The organism is Paratissierella segnis, from assembly GCF_014385195.1.
In the GTDB taxonomy this organism is placed as follows: domain Bacteria; phylum Bacillota; class Clostridia; order Tissierellales; family Tissierellaceae; genus Paratissierella; species Paratissierella segnis.
Genome location: NZ_JACRTG010000025.1, coordinates 38,217 through 56,037, shown reverse-complemented (window position 1 = coordinate 56,037; position 17,821 = coordinate 38,217). Strand labels below are relative to the sequence as shown.

Below are 17,821 nucleotides of genomic sequence, written 5' to 3'. Positions count from 1 at the left end.
TCAAATACTCATATTAATTATATGTGATGATCATATTTTACCGTATGGAGACATTAAATTTATCGATATTTATAAAATTTCATCAAAATCACACATTTATGTAGTATAATTAAAAAAGCATCTAAATCAAAGGGTTTTTAAAAAACTCATTGACGGGAGGTTTTTTGTATTATAAAATTCAAAGGTAGAACTTTCCTACAAGAAAGCATGTAATTAATTTTAAATGAGGAGGATTTTGATTTGAAGAAAAAGAAAGGTACATATAAATATGTAATATTGGCAACTATTATGGCCTTATCTATAAGCTTAACAGCATGCAAAAGTGGTGATGCTGTTGCTAAGGTAAACGATGAGGTTATTACAAAAGATGAATTATACCAAGCATTGGTAGAACAAAATGGTGCACAAGTATTGGATAATATGATTACTATGAAGGTCATTGACCAGGAAGCTAAGAAACAAAAAGTTACAGTAACTGAAGAGGATATAAACAAAGATCTTGATGCATTGAAATCAAGTTATGGCGGAGAGGCAGAATTTAATAGTGCATTACAGTATTTTGGATATGATATTGAAGACTTAAAGAAGGATATTTCCTTGAACTTGAAGATAAAGAAGCTTATAGAACCCAGCATAACCATAACAGAGGATGAAACCCTTGAGTATTTTGAAGAAAACAAGGATTCCTTAGGAGAAGAAGAGCAAGTGAGAGCTCGTCATATATTGGTTGAAACTGAGGATGAGGCAAAAAAAGTAAAAGGGAAATTAGATGCCGGAGAAGACTTTGCAGACTTAGCTAAGGAGTATTCATTAGACGATTCAAAAGATAGCGGAGGAGAATTAGGTTTCTTTAGCAAAGGTAAGATGGTCAAAGAATTTGAAGATGCTGCGTTTTCCTTAGATACAAATGAAATTAGTGAACCGGTAAAATCTGAATTTGGATATCATATTATACAGTTAGAGGAAAGAAAAGATGCAAAGGAAGCAACCTTAGATGAAGTTAAAGATCAAATAAAAGATGCTATTTTAAACAATAAAATCAATGAAGCATATCCTGCTTGGTATCAAGAAGTATTAAAAGAAAACAAAGTTGAAAATTATCTTAACACAAATAACTAAATAATAGGGCATTGGGGTATCCCCAATGCCCTAATTATAATTCCTCATTTGATAGATTGTCTACCGTATTTTTATCAGGATCTACAATTATTGTTTTATAATCATCATAGATTACCATCCCGGTTTTTGCGTTTTTAGGCTTTCTTACATTCTTCCGTTGAGTATAATCTACCGGAACATGTTTAGAGTTTTTACCTTTGCTAAAATATGATGCTAGAATTGCAGCTTCCTTTAAAGTAGTTTCAGGAACACCCCTTCCTTCGGATTTTATGATAACATGGCTACCTGGCATACCTTGGACATGAAGCCATAAATCTTCTCTATGGGAGAATTTCAAAGTCAAATAATCATTTTGTTTATTGTTTTTTCCCACGTAGATTTTGATATTGTCACTAGAGATGAATTCCATTGGTTTTGATACTTTTTCTTCTTTTTTTCTTTTATGTTTTTTGTCATTGCCTTTTAAATAACCTTCACTTATTAGTTCGTCTTTAATCTCATCAAGTTCTTCAATTTCAGTTGAGTTTTCTAAGCTCAATAGAACATTTTCCAGATATTCTATTTCTTTTTCCGTTTCAGGAATTTGTTCTAATAAAAGCTGATTTGCATTTTTGAGCTTTGAATATTTTTTATAATATTTTTGAGCATTGTCGACTGGAGAAAGTCTAATATCCAATGGAACTGTTAGTTTCGCCATATTTTCATCATAAAAGTTTTCCAGTTCTATTTTATTTACACCTCTAGGTATTTTATAGATATTTGCTGAAATTAAATCCGCATATACTTTGTACTTATCCCTAGATTTACTATCAAATAGCTCTTCTTTTTGCTTTCCGAGTTTAAGCTGTGCTCTATCAAGTTTTACATGGATGGATTTTCTTATAGAGTGAGATTTTTGATTTATTCGATCCATGATATCTTTTCTCCTATATACATTATCAAGGATAGCGGATATGCTATTCAAATAAACTTTATTATCATTACCATATTGGTCTAAATCCAAACTATAAAACGCGATGATGTCATTTTTATCGCTTGTTGTGATATACATAGGAGTATAATTGCCACTTTCAACTAAATCCATTATATTTTTAAATTCCATGTATAATTTAGCCTTATCATCTTCATTAAGACTAATTAAAGTTCTATCAATATCTATATCAGCTTGAAAACATATTTCCCTAGAAATCATAGGGCTTAGTCCTAAATAGTTAAAGTATAAAAATTTATATATGGGAGTATTTTTGTTTTCATTTTCAAGAAGGCTAAAAAATTCTTTTCTAGAGGTTTTCAATGGATTTTTCTTATCTCCTATAGGAGGGTATTGGTATATAAATCCGGGAAGTATCTGTCTTACTCTGGACATATCCGCTGACACCCTTTTAACCGAATCGATAATTTTATTAGTAGGTTTGTCTACAAGTATTATATTGCTGTGTTTTCCCATTATTTCGACTATAAGTCTTTTTTCTGTGGGTGTTCCCAATTCATCTATTGATGAAATATCTATGAAAACTACTCTATCCATTTCAAACTGCTCTATATTTAATACGATTCCCCCAGATAGATGTTTTCTTAAAAGCATACAGAATACAGGAGGAGTAGTCGGATTTTTCTTTGAAAATTTAGTAAGATATATTCTAGGGTTATTGCTACTTGAAGAAATAACTAATTTATGGTTTTCGTTTTTATTATAAATATTTATAAGGATTTCGTCTTTTTCTTGTTGGTAGATTTTATCTATTCTACCTCCCAGTATTGTTTCTTTTAATTCTTTAATAACCGAGTTTGTTACGATTCCATCAAATGACATCTTATACCTCCAAAATTATTGAATGGTATTAGTATATCATAACTATTTAATAAGTAACAGTGAATTATGAACTGTGGGCTTTAAATTGTTAACATTTCTTAACAATTAGTGGAATTATTAATATATAAACTATATAATAGAGTTCAAAGGAAGATGAGGTGATATATTTGATAAAAAGTATGACCGGCTATGGTATGGGTGAATTTTCAAATGAACATTTTAAGTTTAAAGTTGAGATTAAAGCAGTTAACCACAGATATAGTGACATAAGCGTAAAGCTTCCGAGACACATCAATTACCTTGAAGAAATCATCAAAAAAAATATCAAGGGAAGAATAAGTAGGGGAAAAGTAGATGTATATATTAATCTGGAATATATCAATGAATCTGCTGTAGATGTTAAAATAGATACTCCCTTAGCGAAATCTTATAAGGAAGCATTGTCCAATTTACTTATTGAATTAAATATGGATGAAAATATCCGCCTTAATAATATATTGTCAATTCCGGATGTTGTGAGGACAGAGAGAAAAGAGCTGGATCAGGACATGGTTTGGGAAGTTTTAAGCAAGGCTCTTAACTTAGCGTTGGATAATATTATGATTATGAAAGAAACCGAAGGAAAAGCTTTAAGGATGGACATGTTAAATAAAATAGATAATATAGAAGGATTTGTTCAAAAAATCGAGGACAGAGCTCCTGTTGTGGTACTTGATTACAAGGCAAAGTTGAAGGAAAGAATCAAAAACTTACTTGAAGATAATGTTCCTATAGATGAGGATAGGCTTAGTAACGAAGTTGCATTCTTCGCGGATAAGAGCAGCATAGATGAAGAAATAGTTAGACTTTACAGTCATATAAAGCAATTTAGATCTATATTGGATGAGGATGATTCAGTCGGCAGAAAGGTTGATTTTTTAATACAAGAGTTCAATAGAGAGATTAATACTATTGGTAGTAAGGCAAATGATATTGTTATTTCGAAATACGTAGTTGATTTGAAGTCTGAATTGGAAAAGATAAGAGAACAAATTCAAAATATTGAATGATGGGGGAATAATATGTCGGCGAAGTTAGTAAATATAGGATTTGGGAATATTGTTACGGCAAGTAGGATAGTAACAGTAGTAAGCCCCGAATCGGCACCTATAAAGAGACTTATTCAAGAATCAAGAGATAAAGGTATACTTGTAGATGCAACTTATGGTAGAAGAACCAGATCGGTAATTGTTACAGATTGCAATATTATAATTCTTGCTGCTGTTCAACCCGAGACTATTGCTAATAGATTACAATCAAAAGATGATATTACTAATGAATAAAAAAGGTTGGTGGACTGAAATGTCAAGAGGATTTTTATTAGTTTTGTCAGGACCTTCCGGTACTGGAAAGGGTACAGTAAGCAAAGCTCTTTTGAATAAGAGGACAGATATTGTATTTTCTGTTTCTGCTACTACCAGAAGGCCTAGACCGGGAGAATTAAATGGGGAAAACTATTATTTTGTGGATGAAGAAAAATTCTGTGAAATGGTAAATAGCAAAGAATTTTTGGAATATGCTCATGTTCATTCAAATTATTATGGTACCCCTAAGGAATTTGTATTTGATGAAATAGAAAAAGGAGAAATAGTTTTACTGGAAATAGATGTTCAAGGGGCTTTGCAGGTTAAGAAAAATTATAAAGAAGCTGTTTTTATATTTTTATTGCCACCAACAATGGACGAATTGAGGAATAGGATAGTAAAAAGAGGTACTGAAACACAAGAGGATATAAATAGAAGGTTTGAAAATGCCTTTAAGGAATTGGATTTTGTTGGTGAATATGATTTTTTCGTTGTAAATGATAAGGTAGAGGATGCCGTTAAAGACATAGAAGCTATAATAAGATCCGAAAAATTGAGGGTAAAACGACATAAGGATATAAAGGATAGAGTATTATTACAGGGAGGTAAATAAAAATGTTAAATCCATCATTTAGTGATTTACTTAAAAATGGGGAAAGCAAGTATACTTTAGTTATGGTAGCGGCAAAACGAGCAAGACAAATTATAGACGGATCAAAACCCTTGGTTGAAACCAGCTCAAGCAAGCCTGTTACAATAGCCTTGGAAGAGCTAATTGAAGGGAAAATAGAATATGAAACGCCTAATACAAATAGCATAAAGTAGGTGTATTAAAATGTTAAAAGGAAAAAATATTTTACTGGGTGTAACAGGGGGTATTGCTGTATATAAAGCTGCTGACTTGGTAAGCAAATTACGAAAACAACACGCAAATATTGATGTTATAATGACCGAAGGAGCTACTAAATTCGTTACTCCGCTGACATTTCAGACTATGGCTGAAAATTTTGTTCACACGGAAATGTTTGGCACGGTTAATCATTTTGATGTAGAGCATATTTCTCTAGCCCAAAAAGCAGATGCAGTTCTCATAGCACCTGCAACTGCAAATACTATAGGAAAAATTGCGGGCGGTATCTGTGACAATTTGCTGACAACAGTAGTTATGGCTACAAAAGCAAAGGTAATCTTTGCTCCTGCTATGAACACTCAAATGTATAACAATTCAATCGTTCAGGAAAATATAAATAAATTGAAGAACCTAGGCTATGAATTTATTAAGCCGGGGGTAGGACTTCTTGCTTGTGGAGATTATGGCGAAGGAAAGATGGCTGAACCAAATGACATAGTAGAGTATTTAATTAACCATTTCGTAGAAAAGGATTTGTTAGGTAAAAAAATCGTAGTTACAGCAGGACCTACTATAGAACCATTGGATCCTGTACGATATATTTCAAATCATTCCAGTGGCAAAATGGGATATAGTATAGCTAAAGAAGCACATGCTAGAGGCGCGGATGTTGTATTGATTTCCGGTCCTACAGTATTAGATGCTCCCGAAGGTGTGGAAATAGTTAGAGTAAATACTACCGAAGAGATGTTCAACTCCGTTGGAGAATTTTTCGATACTTGTGATTGTTTAATTAAATCTGCTGCACCGCTTGATTATAAACCTGAAAATGTTAGTCCTATTAAAATTAAAAAAGATGACAAGGAAAATGATGAACTGGATATTAAATTCATAAGAAATCCTGACATAGCAGCATACTACGGAAATCGAAAAAATAAGCAAATCATGGTTGGATTCGCTGCTGAGACAAACAATATATTTGAGTATGCATCTGAAAAGCTAAAGAAGAAAAACTTTGATTTTATAGTTGCCAATGACGTTACCGAAACGGGTGCAGGTTTTCAATCTGACACCAATATTGTGACTATTATCGATAATAATGGTAACCTTGAAAAATATCCTATTATGAGTAAAAAAGAAGTCGCAAAGATTATATTGGATAGAGTATCTTTGCTTATAAAAAGTAAAGCCTAGAGTTAGTAAAAGATTATGCCATATCAAGTATTTCAAAGGATTGAATTAAGCCTAATTGAAATGGTTTTTTAATGGAAAGGTATGATTAAATGAAGTATGCTGAAGTTGTAGTTGATAGAAAGGCTTCTGTATTGGACAGGCCTTTTACTTATGAAATAGGGTATCAGTTTGAAAACATTTTGAAGGAAGGCATGAGGGTTATCGTTCCCTTTGGGAATGGAAACAAAGCTATAAAAGGATTTGTAATTAAAATAGAGGACGATTTTACATCAAATTTCAAATTAAAAGAGATAATAGATATACTTGACGATAAACCTTTAGTATCAAAGGAATTAATTCAATTAGGTCTGTGGATTAAAGAAGAGTATTTATCATCATATATGGATGCTTTTCAACCCATATTGCCTCCCGGAGACTTTAAAGAGATAAATACCTTTGTTGAGTTATTTAAGACAAAAGCAAATACAATTAATTTAAATAATGTTGAGAAAAGCATAATTGAATATCTAAAAGATAATCATGCTCCAATGCTTTTATCAAAATTAAAAGAAGATTTAAATATAAAGAATATTAATCCCATATTAAATAAATTAGAAGAAGACGGAATTATTGGGGTCAATATTGAAATAAAAACAACTGTTAATAAAAAGACTGAAAAATGGGTTAAGCTAAATGAAAAATATAATATTAATGAAGCTTTAGAAATAGTGGGCACAAGGGCAAAAAAACAAATTGAAATAGCAAATCATCTATATATAAATGGTGAATCTCAATGTACTAGACTTATAGAGGGATTAAATACCTCATTGAGCACAATCAAAGCCTTAGAAAAGAGAAATGTAATAGAAATTTATGATAAAGAAGTTGAAAGAAATGCAGTTAAACGCCCAATTCCTTATTATAAAAAACATGTATTGACAAAAGAGCAGTATAATGCTTTTGAATGTATTTTAGAAGAATATGATATTAAGTCCAATAAATTTCTCATTCATGGAGTAACAGGCAGCGGTAAAACCGAAATTTATTTGCAGTTGGTGGAGGAAATGCTAAAGAAGGGGAAAGATGCTATTATCTTAGTTCCTGAAATTTCCCTAACTCCTCAAACTATAGATAGATTTATGGGTCGTTTCGGTGAAAAAGTGGCTGTTATTCATAGCAAATTATCATACGGAGAAAGATTTGATCAATGGAGGAGAATAAAGACCGGTAAGGCAAAATTGGTGGTTGGTGCCAGATCAGCTATTTTTGCACCTTTTAAAAACTTAGGACTGATAATTATAGATGAAGAGCATGAAAATACTTATAAATCATCTCAAAATCCAAAATATGATACAATTGATGTTGCGGAGAAAAGATGTGATTTAGAACATGCCATATTGGTTTTAGGCAGTGCTACTCCATTAATTGAAACATACTATAAGGCTCAGCGTGGAGAATATAAATTATTGGAACTAAAGGAACGAGCGAACAAACAAAAACTCCCCGAAATTCTATTGGTAGATATGAGGGAAGAGCTATCCTTCGGTAACAAATCCATATTTAGCCGTGCATTATATAATGAAATAAAGGGAAATCTTGAAAACAATCGTCAAACTATATTATTTTTAAATAGAAGGGGATTTTCTAATTTCGTATCCTGCCGAAGTTGTGGGTATGTTGTAAAGTGTACAAATTGTGATATATCGATGACTTATCATAAAAGTATTGATAAGCTCAGATGCCATTATTGTGGCGCTACAAGAGATGTTCCACATGTATGTCCGCAATGCGGAAGCAAATATATCAAGTACTTTGGCGTAGGTACAGAACAGGTAGAGATTACCACAAAGAAATTGTTCCCGAATGCTAGGATAGCGAGAATGGATGGAGATACGACTTCATTAAAGGGAAGCTACGAGAACATCCTTGAAGATATGAAGTCCGGAGAAATTGATATTTTGATAGGGACACAAATGATCTCAAAGGGGTTGGATTTTCCAAATGTTACTTTAGTGGGAATTATCGCAGCGGATACTACCTTAAACCTTCCTGATTTCAGGTCCCCTGAAAAGTCATTTCAGCTGGTAACGCAGGTAGCAGGCAGGGCAGGTAGAGGAGATGACTTGGGGAAGGTTGTACTTCAAACTTACAATCCGGAGCATTATAGTATTGAATATGCAAAATTACAAGATTATAATAAGTTTTATAAAACTGAAATTATGCTCAGAGAAGAATTTTTGTATCCGCCGTTTGTAAATATAATTAGTATTTTAGTTTATGGAGAAGATAGATATAACGTACAGCATGTAATTAAAAGCTGTTATGATATAATAAAGAAGGAATCATTTTTTATTAATGATTTTAATAAGCACTTCATAGGACCAAATCCTGCACCTCTAGAAAAAATAAAAAACAATTATCGATGGCAAATAATTATAAAAATAGAAAATAATCATATGGAATGTATGAAAAATATAATAAAAAGGGTATGTATATTAAATGAGTTTAACTTAAAACTAGATAATGTAAAATTTAGCATTGACGTAAACCCATTAACAATTTTGTAGGAGGAATGAAATGGCATTAAGAGAAATAAGAATAGATGGGGATCCCATTTTAAGAAAAATATCTAGGGAAGTAACTGATGTAAATAATAGAATTTTAACTTTGTTAGATGACATGTTAGAAACCATGAAGTATGCAGAAGGGGTAGGGCTTGCGGCACCCCAAGTTGGAGTTTTAAGACGCGCGATAGTTGTGGATGTGGGTGAGGGAAGTATAAAACTTATAAATCCCGCTGTAATTGAAAAAAGTGGTGAGAATATTGATATTGAAGGATGCTTATCTATACCTTTAAAATCCGGGAAGGTTAAAAGACCTGAATGGGTGAAGGTGAAGTATCTTGATGTTGACGGCAATGAAAATATTATAGAAGCTACCGGGATTTTAGCGAGAGTTTTGTGCCATGAAATAGATCATCTAGATGGAATATTATATACCGATTTGGCCATAGAAACTTATGATGATGATGATGAATATTATGAGGAAGATAGAAAAGATACTGAGGAGTAGATGATAAGTGAATATTATTTTTATGGGAACACCGGATTTTGCTGTGCCCAGCCTTGTAAAATTACATGAACAAGGCTACAATATTGATTTGGTAGTTACTCAAAAAGACAAACCAAGAGGTAGAGGCAAAAAAATTCAATATCCTCCGATAAAGCAAAAAGCATTGGAATTTGGACTTGAAGTTTACCAACCCGATAGCGTAAATAACGAAGAGAGTATTGCAAAATTCAGAGAATTAAAGCCTGATGTTATTGTAGTGGTTGCTTTCGGGCAAATACTAAAAAAGAAATTGCTTGAAATTCCAAAATACGACTGCATCAATGTGCATGCTTCATTGTTACCTAAATATAGAGGTGCAGCGCCTATTAATTGGGCTATTATAAATGGTGAATCTGAAACTGGAATTACAATTATGCAAATAGAAGAAGGGTTGGATTCAGGTGACATAATACTAAGCCAATCTATTTCGATTACACCAAAAGACGATTTCGAGTCTTTGCATGATAAATTATCAGTATTAGGCGGAGAACTATTGATCAAAGCTTTAGAAGAGATAAAAATTGGCAAAGATAATAGGGTGCCTCAAGATGATAATCTATCCTCTTATGCACCAATGATTTCAAAAAGCACAGGGAAAATAGATTGGAATAAATCAGGAAAAGATATATATAATTTAGTTATGGGTTTAAGACCAACTCCCAGTGCATATACCATTTATAATGATTTGATTATGAAAATACACAAGGTAAGTTTAAAGCCGAAGATGGATAATGAAGAAATTGGGAAAGTTATTAAAGTAAATAGGGAAGGTATTTTTGTTAATTCAAAGGATAACTGCGTAGTCATTGAAGAAATACAATTCCCCGGTAAGAAAAGAATGAGCGTTAAGGATTATTTAGCAGGCAATAAGATTGAAGAAGGTATTATATTTAATTCATAGAGAGGAGAATTTGTATGTATCCATATGGTGGTTTATATGTAGATATTCCTTATTTGTTATATGTACTACCTGCATTAATACTTGCAAGTTGGGCACAAATCAAGATTAATAGTGATTTTAATAAATATTCTAGGGTATCCAGCGAAACCGGGTTATCCGGAGCAGAAGTAGCCAGAACGATATTGGATAGAAATGGACTTAATGATGTAAGGATTGAAAAAGTTTCGGGAAATCTTACTGACCATTATGATCCAAGGACTAGGGTATTGAGGTTATCAAATGGAGTTTATGGCTATACAAGTATTGCTGCAATGAGTGTAGCAGCACATGAAACAGGTCATGCAATACAACATTCAGAAGGATATTTTCCATTGATATTAAGAAACAATATTGCGCCTATAGCAAATATTGGCGCAAGAATGGTTTGGGTTTTTATTTTGCTTGGCTTTTTAGCAAGTGAAGTTTTTATTGAAGTTGGGATAGCATTATTTTTAGCTGTTGTATTGTTTCAAGTGGTGACTTTACCTGTTGAGTTTAATGCAAGCAGAAGAGCAATGTTGCAACTGGAAAATGGCATAGCGCCTCAAGACAAATTGAAACCTGCAAAAAAGGTATTGACTTCTGCAGCTTTAACATATGTAGCATCAACATTGGTAGCTATAGGTCAATTGTTAAGAATATTGACTATGACAAATAGAAGAAGAGATTAAAGGGGGGAACCCCTTTTTTCTTTAGGAGGAAAAACAATGGATATAAACACAAGGGAAATTGCCATTAAAATATTAACAGATATAAATCAAAATAATGCTTTTTCCAATATAGCTACAAATAAACATATTCCGGATGGTGTAGCTTCCCAAGATGAAAATTTTATACGCGAAATAACTTATGGAGTATTAGAAAATAAAATCTACATAGATTATATATTATCAAAATTGTCTAAAATCAAAATAAAGAAGATTCATCCAATTATCATGGAGATACTTAGAATAGGAGTATATCAAATACTTTTTATGGATAGGGTGCCTAATAGTGCAGCGGTCAATGAATCGGTAAATTTGGCAAAAAAATATGGACATAAAGGCTCTATAGGTTTTGTAAACGGAGTTTTAAGGTCTTTGATTAGAGATAAGGATAATATAATAAAAATAGATGATAAGGATTATGAATGTTATCTCTCAATAAAATATTCCCATCCGATATATATGGTTAAGTCCATAACAAATGATTATGGGATAGAGTTTACTGAAGAGATATTGAAGTCAAATAATGAAAGACCAAATTTAAATATTAGGGTGAATACATTAAAGACAGAAAAAGAAGTATTAATGTCCAAATTAACGGACTATGGTTTTCAGGTATTGGAAGGAAATTATGGCAAGAATACTCTTATAATTAAAAATCCTTCCAATATCACAAAGGTAAAGGAATTTAATGATGGATATTTTACTATACAAGATGAAAGCAGTCAACTCGTATCTCAAATCATGAACCCTAATCCAAATTCCTTTGTTTTGGACGTATGCAGTGCTCCAGGTGGGAAAGCTACCCATATGGCTCAGATAATGGACAATAAGGGGAAGATATTAGCAAGAGATTTTTATAATCATAAAATTGAATTAATCAACGAAAATAGTAAGAGATTAGGTATTGATATAATTGAAACAGAGGTATATGATGCTATAAAGCGAGATGAAACTTTAATAGAAAAAGTGGATTACGTATTATTGGATGCTCCTTGTTCAGGATTAGGGCTTATAAGACGTAAACCGGAGATCAGATGGAACAGGAAAGAAGAAGATATAAAAGAGTTGACTAATTTGCAATGGAACATATTAAACACCGTTAAGAACTATGTAAAAAATCATGGCATCCTTGTATATAGTACATGTACTATTTTGAAAGAAGAAAATATCAATATGATAAATAGATTTTTAGAATTAAATAAGGAATTTAGGCTAATGCCCTTTGGCAAAGAGCTTAAAACCAAGGAAAATTTGAATACAATCAATGAAGGGTATATTCAATTATTCCCTCATATCCACGGCACGGATGGCTTTTTTATAGCTAAAATGATTAAAGAAATATAGATATATTTTATAATATTATGTATAATAAATAAGAAAGATAGTGAATAAGCGTACAGTGAATTGTGATTTATTAAAGGGTGATATATTGAATAAAACTGAATTAAATAGTCTGACTCTGGAAGAATCAAAGGTATATATGATGAACATAGGAGAAAAGGGCTATAGAGGAGAGCAACTTTTTCAATATTTTAATAAGCATTTAAATTTGAATTTAAACGAATTAAAACAGCTTCCTAAAGAGACTAGAAATAAGCTAAAAGAAGTCGGCAAAGTAAATGAAATTGAAATATTGGAAAGATTTGATTCTAAAATAGATAGCACTAAAAAATATTTATATTTATTAGATGATAAAAATATAGTTGAAAGTGTTCTAATGGAATATAAACACGGGTTTACCACTTGCATATCCACTCAGGTAGGATGTAAAATGGGCTGTACGTTTTGTGCTTCGACTAAAAATGGATTTATTAGAGATTTAACTCCGGCTGAAATGCTCAATCAGATATATATGATGGAAAAGGACAACAATATAAAAATAAATAATATTGTTCTTATGGGCAGTGGTGAGCCATTGGATAATTATGATAATACTTTGAAATTTATTAATATAATTCATGAGGAAAAGGGTCATAACATTAGTCTGCGTAATATTACTCTTTCTTCATGCGGCGTAGTACCGAAAATATATGACTTGGCAAAAGAGAATCTTCCGATTACGTTATCCATTTCTCTTCATTCGCCTTTTGATGCAAAGAGAGCAAAGATTATGCCAATTGCTAAGCGATATAGTATCAATGAGTTAATGAATGCTTGTAAGTTTTACGGAGATTCAACAAATAGAAGATTAACATTTGAATATACCTTAATCGAAGATGAAAATGATGGGGAAAAGGAAGCAATCGAATTGGCAAAGCTACTTAAGAATATAAATGCACATATAAATCTTATTCCTCTTAATTCTATTAAAGAGTTTTCAAAGGATAGGCCTGATAAGAAAAGCATCGAAAAATTTAAAGATTCTTTAGAAAAAAAAGGTTTAAGAGTAACAATTCGCAGAGAAATGGGAAGCGACATAAGTGCATCTTGCGGACAACTGAGAAGAAGTTATTTAGAAAATAAACTTCAATAGAGGTGATTTTTATGATAGTAGGTGCAGTAACAGACATAGGAAAAATAAGGGATATAAATCAAGATTTTATGTTTGTGGGAGATGTTGAAAGCTTCCCCCTATATATTGTTGCTGATGGAATGGGAGGACACAACGCAGGGGAAGTAGCCAGCAATATGGCGGTACATATTATTAAAAAAGTATTTATAGATAATATTAAGCGCCTAAAGGATAAAGAAAACATAAAAAGGACTATTGAAGAAGCCATTTCCCAAGCAAATAAAAAAATATATTTAGAATCTAAAAAAGTCCTAAAGTACGCAGGAATGGGGACTACTATTACTCTAGCCTATATATTCAATAACAATATTTATATAGGGCATGTGGGAGATAGCAGAGCTTATTTTGCCACCGGAGAAAAGATTTATCAAATTACTGACGATCATTCTTTAGTAAACGAATTGATCAAAAATGGCAGTATTACTCCTGAAGAAGCCATAAATCATCCGCAAAAAAATCTGATAACCAGAGCTGTCGGGACAAGCAGTGAAATTCAATTGGATTTTTACATGCTGGATTATAAATCAGATGATATACTTATTATTTGCAGCGATGGATTGTCAAATATGTTAAGCGATGGTGATATTATGAAATTAATTAAAAGTGAAAGTGATGTTGATAAAGCATGCAATAAGTTAATTTCTGTAGCCAATGATAATGGCGGAAGAGATAATATAACTGTAATAGCAATTAAATTCTAGTAGTGAGGTGAAAAAAAGATGATAGGAAAAATTCTTGGAAATAGATATGAAATTTTAGAAAAAATAGGCGAAGGTGGGATGGCAAAAGTTTATAAAGCTAAAGATAAACTTTTAAATCGATTTGTTGCTATAAAAATACTTAAAGATGAATTTACAGAAGATGAGGATTTTGTAAGAAAATTTCGAAGGGAATCCCAATCAGCAGCCAGCCTATCACATCCAAATATCCTATATATATATGATGTTGGTGTGGAGGAAGAGGATAACAAAAAAATTTATTATATTGTAATGGAATATATAAATGGAAAAACACTGAAAGAAGTCATAAGAGAAAAGAATAAGTTATCGGCAGATGAAGCCATATATTATTCTTTGCAAATAGCGGAAGCACTTGAAAATGCTCATAAAAATCATATAGTTCATCGAGATATAAAACCTCACAATATAATGATTACAGAAGATAATCGGGTGAAGGTTACTGACTTTGGAATTGCAAGAGCTGTAACTTCATCTACCGTAACTACTACATCAAATGTATTGGGATCAGTACATTATTTTTCACCCGAACAGGCTAGAGGCGGCTATACTGACGAAAAATCGGATATCTATTCGCTGGGGATTGTAATGTATGAAATGGTGACGGGCAAAGTGCCTTATGAAGGTGACAGCCCAATAAGCGTAGCTTTAAAACATGTTCAAGATGACATAATACCACCTAGAGATATTGATGCAACTATTCCACTAAATCTTGAATCCGTAATTTTAAAGTGTGTTCAAAAGAAACAAAGCGACAGATATAATAATACAACAGAACTTATAAATGATTTGAAAAACATCAGATTGTTAGGTAAAGACGTTCATGTTGAAAGAGTAAATGATATGAGTTCTGCAACGAGAGTTATGCCGGCAGTTGAATCGGATATTAAGGGTGACAATAAAATGAATAAAAGTAAAAACAAAAAAACAAAGAAGAAAGGGAAAAAATCCGATGGCGGTATTAAGGTAATCTTTGCTGCAATTCTTTTAGCATTTTTGCTTGTAACAAGTATATTTTTTGGATTTTTTAAGTTTAAGTCTTTCTTAAAGTCTGATGAGATACCAGTTCCCAATTTAGTTGGAATGGATCAAAAAGTAGCTGAAAAGACCCTAAATGATTTAGGTTTAAACATGAAAGTTTTAGATAAAGTAAAGGACAGTAAATATAAAGTAGGAGAAGTAGTACATCAAGATGTGGATGCCGATCTAAAGGTCAAGGAAGGCTATACAATCGGAGTTACCATAAACGAAGGTGAAGAACTTGCCTTTGTTCCTTTGGTTATGAACAAACCATTGACTGACGCAGAAGCGCTAATAGAAGATGCAGGGTTACAAGTTGGAAAACGCGATGTTGAAACTTCAGATACAGTTCCTAAAAACTCTGTAATAAGGCAATACCCAGATGCAATGACGGAAGTTGCTGTAGACTCAAAGGTTGACTTAGTAATAAGCGAGGGACCGGAAATCAAAGAGGTTATAATGAAAAAACTTGTAGGGAAATCAATTGATGAAGCTCAAAAAATAATTACAGATGATGATTTGGTCGTTGGTGAAGTCAACACTCAGCCAAGTAATGAAATCCCCGCCGATATAGTAATTTGGCAAGAATATAATCAAGGAACAGTCTTGGAGACAAAGACGAGTGTGGATTTGATTATAAGCTCCGGACCATCTACAGATCAACCGGGAGATCAACCTACTGAACCCGGAACAGAAAGTGGAATGGGGTCTATTACGATTGTTTTACCTCCACGTATGGATAAGGAAGAAACAAATATAAAGATAAATAAAAGAATAGACGGAACAACAGAAGTAGTATTCAGTGGAACGATTAAGGCAAGCGATGAACCACTAGTACGTACATTTACAGGCAAGATAGGTACAGAATTTGATATAATGTATGACGATGTTTATCAGTCCACTAAGACTATCACGAAAGATAGCCAATAAGGAGAAATTTGATGATAGAAGGTATCATTATAAAAGGTGTTGGCGGGTTTTATTATGTAAAAACTCCCAATGGTACAATTGAGTGCAGAGCAAGAGGTGCTTTTAGAGAAGAAAATCTCACACCTCTTGTTGGTGACAATGTTAGGATAAGAATAAATAAAGAGGATAATACAGGATATATAGAGGAAATTCTTGAAAGAAAATCCTCATTAATTAGACCTCCTGTTGCAAATGTAACTCAAGGGATTGTAGTTATGAGTGTTAAAAAACCCGATATCAATACTTGGCTTTTAGACAGGTTTTTAATAATCGGAGAATATCAAAACCTTGATATGATTATCTGTTTTAATAAAACCGATTTATCTTTTAGTGAAACCTCAAATCTTGCTGAAACATACGAAAAGATAGGTTATAGAGTTATAATCACAAGCGCTAAGGAAAATTTAGGGATAGAAAGATTAAAAGATATTCTTAAAAACCATATTTCGGTATTTGCCGGACCTTCAGGAGTTGGCAAATCATCTTTATTGAATAAGATAAATCCTTGTTTCAAATTGGAAACCGGAGCAATAAGTTCTAAATCCAAAAGGGGAAAGCATACTACAAGACATGTTGAGCTGTTTGAATTGGAAGAAAATACATTTGTCTTAGATAGTCCGGGATTTAGTTCTTTAAGTTTAGATTTTATAGAAGAGGAAAGTGAATTAAAAAATTATTTTAGAGAAATAAAAAAATATGGAAGAGATTGTAGATTTTTAAGCTGTTTACATGACAAAGAACCTAATTGCAATGTAAAAAAATTAGTAGAGGAGTCTATTATAAGTAAGGCTAGATATGATAATTATATTCAATTTTTAGAAGAGGTAAGAAAATTTAGGAGGTACTAATATATGGCAGGACTTGCACCTTCCCTATTATCTGCAGATTTTGCAGAATTAAAGGAAGAAATCAGAAAAGTAGAAGAAGGCGGAGCAGATTTTTTACACTTAGATGTAATGGATGGTAATTTTGTTCCCAATATTACCTTTGGACCACCGGTTATAAAATCTTTGAGAAAGGTTTCGACTCTTCCATTTGATGTTCACTTGATGATAGATAGACCGGAAAGATATATTGGAGATTTTGTAAATGCAGGTGCTGATATATTGACTGTTCATGCAGAGGCGACTATTCATCTTAATAGAACTATACAAGCTATTAAATCAGAAGGAATCAAAGCAGGAGTATCCTTAAATCCATCAACCCCTTTAAATGTATTAGATTATGTTTTAGAAGATTTGGATTTAGTTTTGATTATGACCGTTAATCCCGGATTTGGTGGTCAATCATTTATTAAAGCAATGGAAGATAAGATAAGGACACTTCGTAAGATGATAGATGAAAAAAATTTAGATGTAATATTGGAAATAGACGGAGGAGTTAATTTAGAAAATGCAAAGCATTTAAAAGAGCTTGGGGTAGATATGATAGTAGCCGGCTCAGCAGTATTTGGAGCTGAGGATATCACAGCTCGTACACAAGAATTTAAAAAAATCATTGAATAATCATTTTCAATGTGATAACATG

At 32.3% G+C, this 17,821-nt stretch carries 17 protein-coding genes; 16 read left to right on the top strand and 1 reads right to left on the bottom strand.

The window, feature by feature from the left end:
• Positions 1 to 240: 240 nt before the first annotated feature.
• The gene (locus H8707_RS10510; protein ID WP_262430100.1) at positions 241 to 1,119 is read left to right on the top strand and encodes a peptidylprolyl isomerase; all 879 of its coding nucleotides are present in this window, start codon (positions 241 to 243) and stop codon (positions 1,117 to 1,119) included.
• 34 nt (positions 1,120 to 1,153) lie between these two features.
• Here the strand turns inward: H8707_RS10510 and H8707_RS10505 are convergent, their stop codons facing one another.
• Positions 1,154 to 2,932, bottom strand: coding sequence for an Rqc2 family fibronectin-binding protein (locus H8707_RS10505; RefSeq protein ID WP_262430099.1), 1,779 nt, complete (start codon positions 2,930 to 2,932; stop codon positions 1,154 to 1,156).
• A 167-nt stretch (positions 2,933 to 3,099) separates the two neighbouring features.
• Between H8707_RS10505 and H8707_RS10500 the strand changes: the two genes are divergently transcribed.
• From H8707_RS10500 to rpe, 15 genes are all read left to right on the top strand, one after another.
• On the top strand, positions 3,100 to 3,981 hold the full coding sequence (locus tag H8707_RS10500) for a YicC/YloC family endoribonuclease (RefSeq protein WP_394354661.1): 882 nt from the start codon (positions 3,100 to 3,102) through the stop codon (positions 3,979 to 3,981).
• Positions 3,982 to 3,993: 12 nt separating this feature from the next.
• On the top strand, positions 3,994 to 4,254 hold the full coding sequence (gene remA, locus H8707_RS10495; protein WP_262430097.1) for an extracellular matrix/biofilm regulator RemA: 261 nt from the start codon (positions 3,994 to 3,996) through the stop codon (positions 4,252 to 4,254).
• A 19-nt stretch (positions 4,255 to 4,273) separates the two neighbouring features.
• Positions 4,274 to 4,888, top strand: a complete 615-nt coding sequence (gene gmk, locus H8707_RS10490) for a guanylate kinase (RefSeq protein WP_262430096.1) — start codon at positions 4,274 to 4,276, stop codon at positions 4,886 to 4,888.
• A 2-nt stretch (positions 4,889 to 4,890) separates the two neighbouring features.
• Positions 4,891 to 5,100: a DNA-directed RNA polymerase subunit omega gene (gene rpoZ, locus H8707_RS10485; RefSeq protein WP_262430095.1), complete on the top strand. Its 210-nt coding sequence runs from the start codon at positions 4,891 to 4,893 to the stop codon at positions 5,098 to 5,100.
• 10 nt (positions 5,101 to 5,110) lie between these two features.
• On the top strand, positions 5,111 to 6,319 hold the full coding sequence (gene coaBC, locus H8707_RS10480) for a bifunctional phosphopantothenoylcysteine decarboxylase/phosphopantothenate--cysteine ligase CoaBC (RefSeq protein ID WP_262430094.1): 1,209 nt from the start codon (positions 5,111 to 5,113) through the stop codon (positions 6,317 to 6,319).
• Between the two features lie 89 nt (positions 6,320 to 6,408).
• Complete coding sequence (gene priA / locus H8707_RS10475; RefSeq protein ID WP_262430093.1) at positions 6,409 to 8,865, top strand: primosomal protein N'; 2,457 nt, start codon at positions 6,409 to 6,411, stop codon at positions 8,863 to 8,865.
• A gap of 10 nt (positions 8,866 to 8,875) precedes the next feature.
• Positions 8,876 to 9,370 carry a peptide deformylase gene (gene def, locus H8707_RS10470; RefSeq protein ID WP_262430092.1) on the top strand — a complete coding sequence of 165 codons (495 nt, stop codon included), beginning with the start codon at positions 8,876 to 8,878 and terminating at the stop codon, positions 9,368 to 9,370.
• Between the two features lie 22 nt (positions 9,371 to 9,392).
• The gene (gene fmt, locus H8707_RS10465) at positions 9,393 to 10,310 is read left to right on the top strand and encodes a methionyl-tRNA formyltransferase (RefSeq protein WP_262430091.1); all 918 of its coding nucleotides are present in this window, start codon (positions 9,393 to 9,395) and stop codon (positions 10,308 to 10,310) included.
• Positions 10,311 to 10,324: 14 nt separating this feature from the next.
• Positions 10,325 to 11,020 carry a zinc metallopeptidase gene (locus H8707_RS10460; protein WP_262430090.1) on the top strand — a complete coding sequence of 232 codons (696 nt, stop codon included), beginning with the start codon at positions 10,325 to 10,327 and terminating at the stop codon, positions 11,018 to 11,020.
• A gap of 36 nt (positions 11,021 to 11,056) precedes the next feature.
• Complete coding sequence (gene rsmB / locus H8707_RS10455) at positions 11,057 to 12,400, top strand: 16S rRNA (cytosine(967)-C(5))-methyltransferase RsmB (protein ID WP_262430089.1); 1,344 nt, start codon at positions 11,057 to 11,059, stop codon at positions 12,398 to 12,400.
• An 85-nt stretch (positions 12,401 to 12,485) separates the two neighbouring features.
• Positions 12,486 to 13,529, top strand: a complete 1,044-nt coding sequence (gene rlmN / locus H8707_RS10450) for a 23S rRNA (adenine(2503)-C(2))-methyltransferase RlmN (protein ID WP_262430088.1) — start codon at positions 12,486 to 12,488, stop codon at positions 13,527 to 13,529.
• Positions 13,530 to 13,540: 11 nt separating this feature from the next.
• Positions 13,541 to 14,269 (top strand): Stp1/IreP family PP2C-type Ser/Thr phosphatase, encoded by a 729-nt coding sequence (locus H8707_RS10445; RefSeq protein ID WP_262430087.1) that lies wholly within the window; start codon positions 13,541 to 13,543, stop codon positions 14,267 to 14,269.
• 18 nt (positions 14,270 to 14,287) lie between these two features.
• Positions 14,288 to 16,255, top strand: a complete 1,968-nt coding sequence (gene pknB, locus H8707_RS10440; protein ID WP_262430086.1) for a Stk1 family PASTA domain-containing Ser/Thr kinase — start codon at positions 14,288 to 14,290, stop codon at positions 16,253 to 16,255.
• A gap of 11 nt (positions 16,256 to 16,266) precedes the next feature.
• Complete coding sequence (rsgA, locus tag H8707_RS10435; protein WP_262430085.1) at positions 16,267 to 17,142, top strand: ribosome small subunit-dependent GTPase A; 876 nt, start codon at positions 16,267 to 16,269, stop codon at positions 17,140 to 17,142.
• Positions 17,143 to 17,145: 3 nt separating this feature from the next.
• A complete protein-coding gene (gene rpe, locus H8707_RS10430; RefSeq protein ID WP_262430084.1) occupies positions 17,146 to 17,799 on the top strand; it encodes a ribulose-phosphate 3-epimerase in 654 nt (217 codons plus the stop codon).
• Positions 17,800 to 17,821 lie beyond the last annotated feature (22 nt).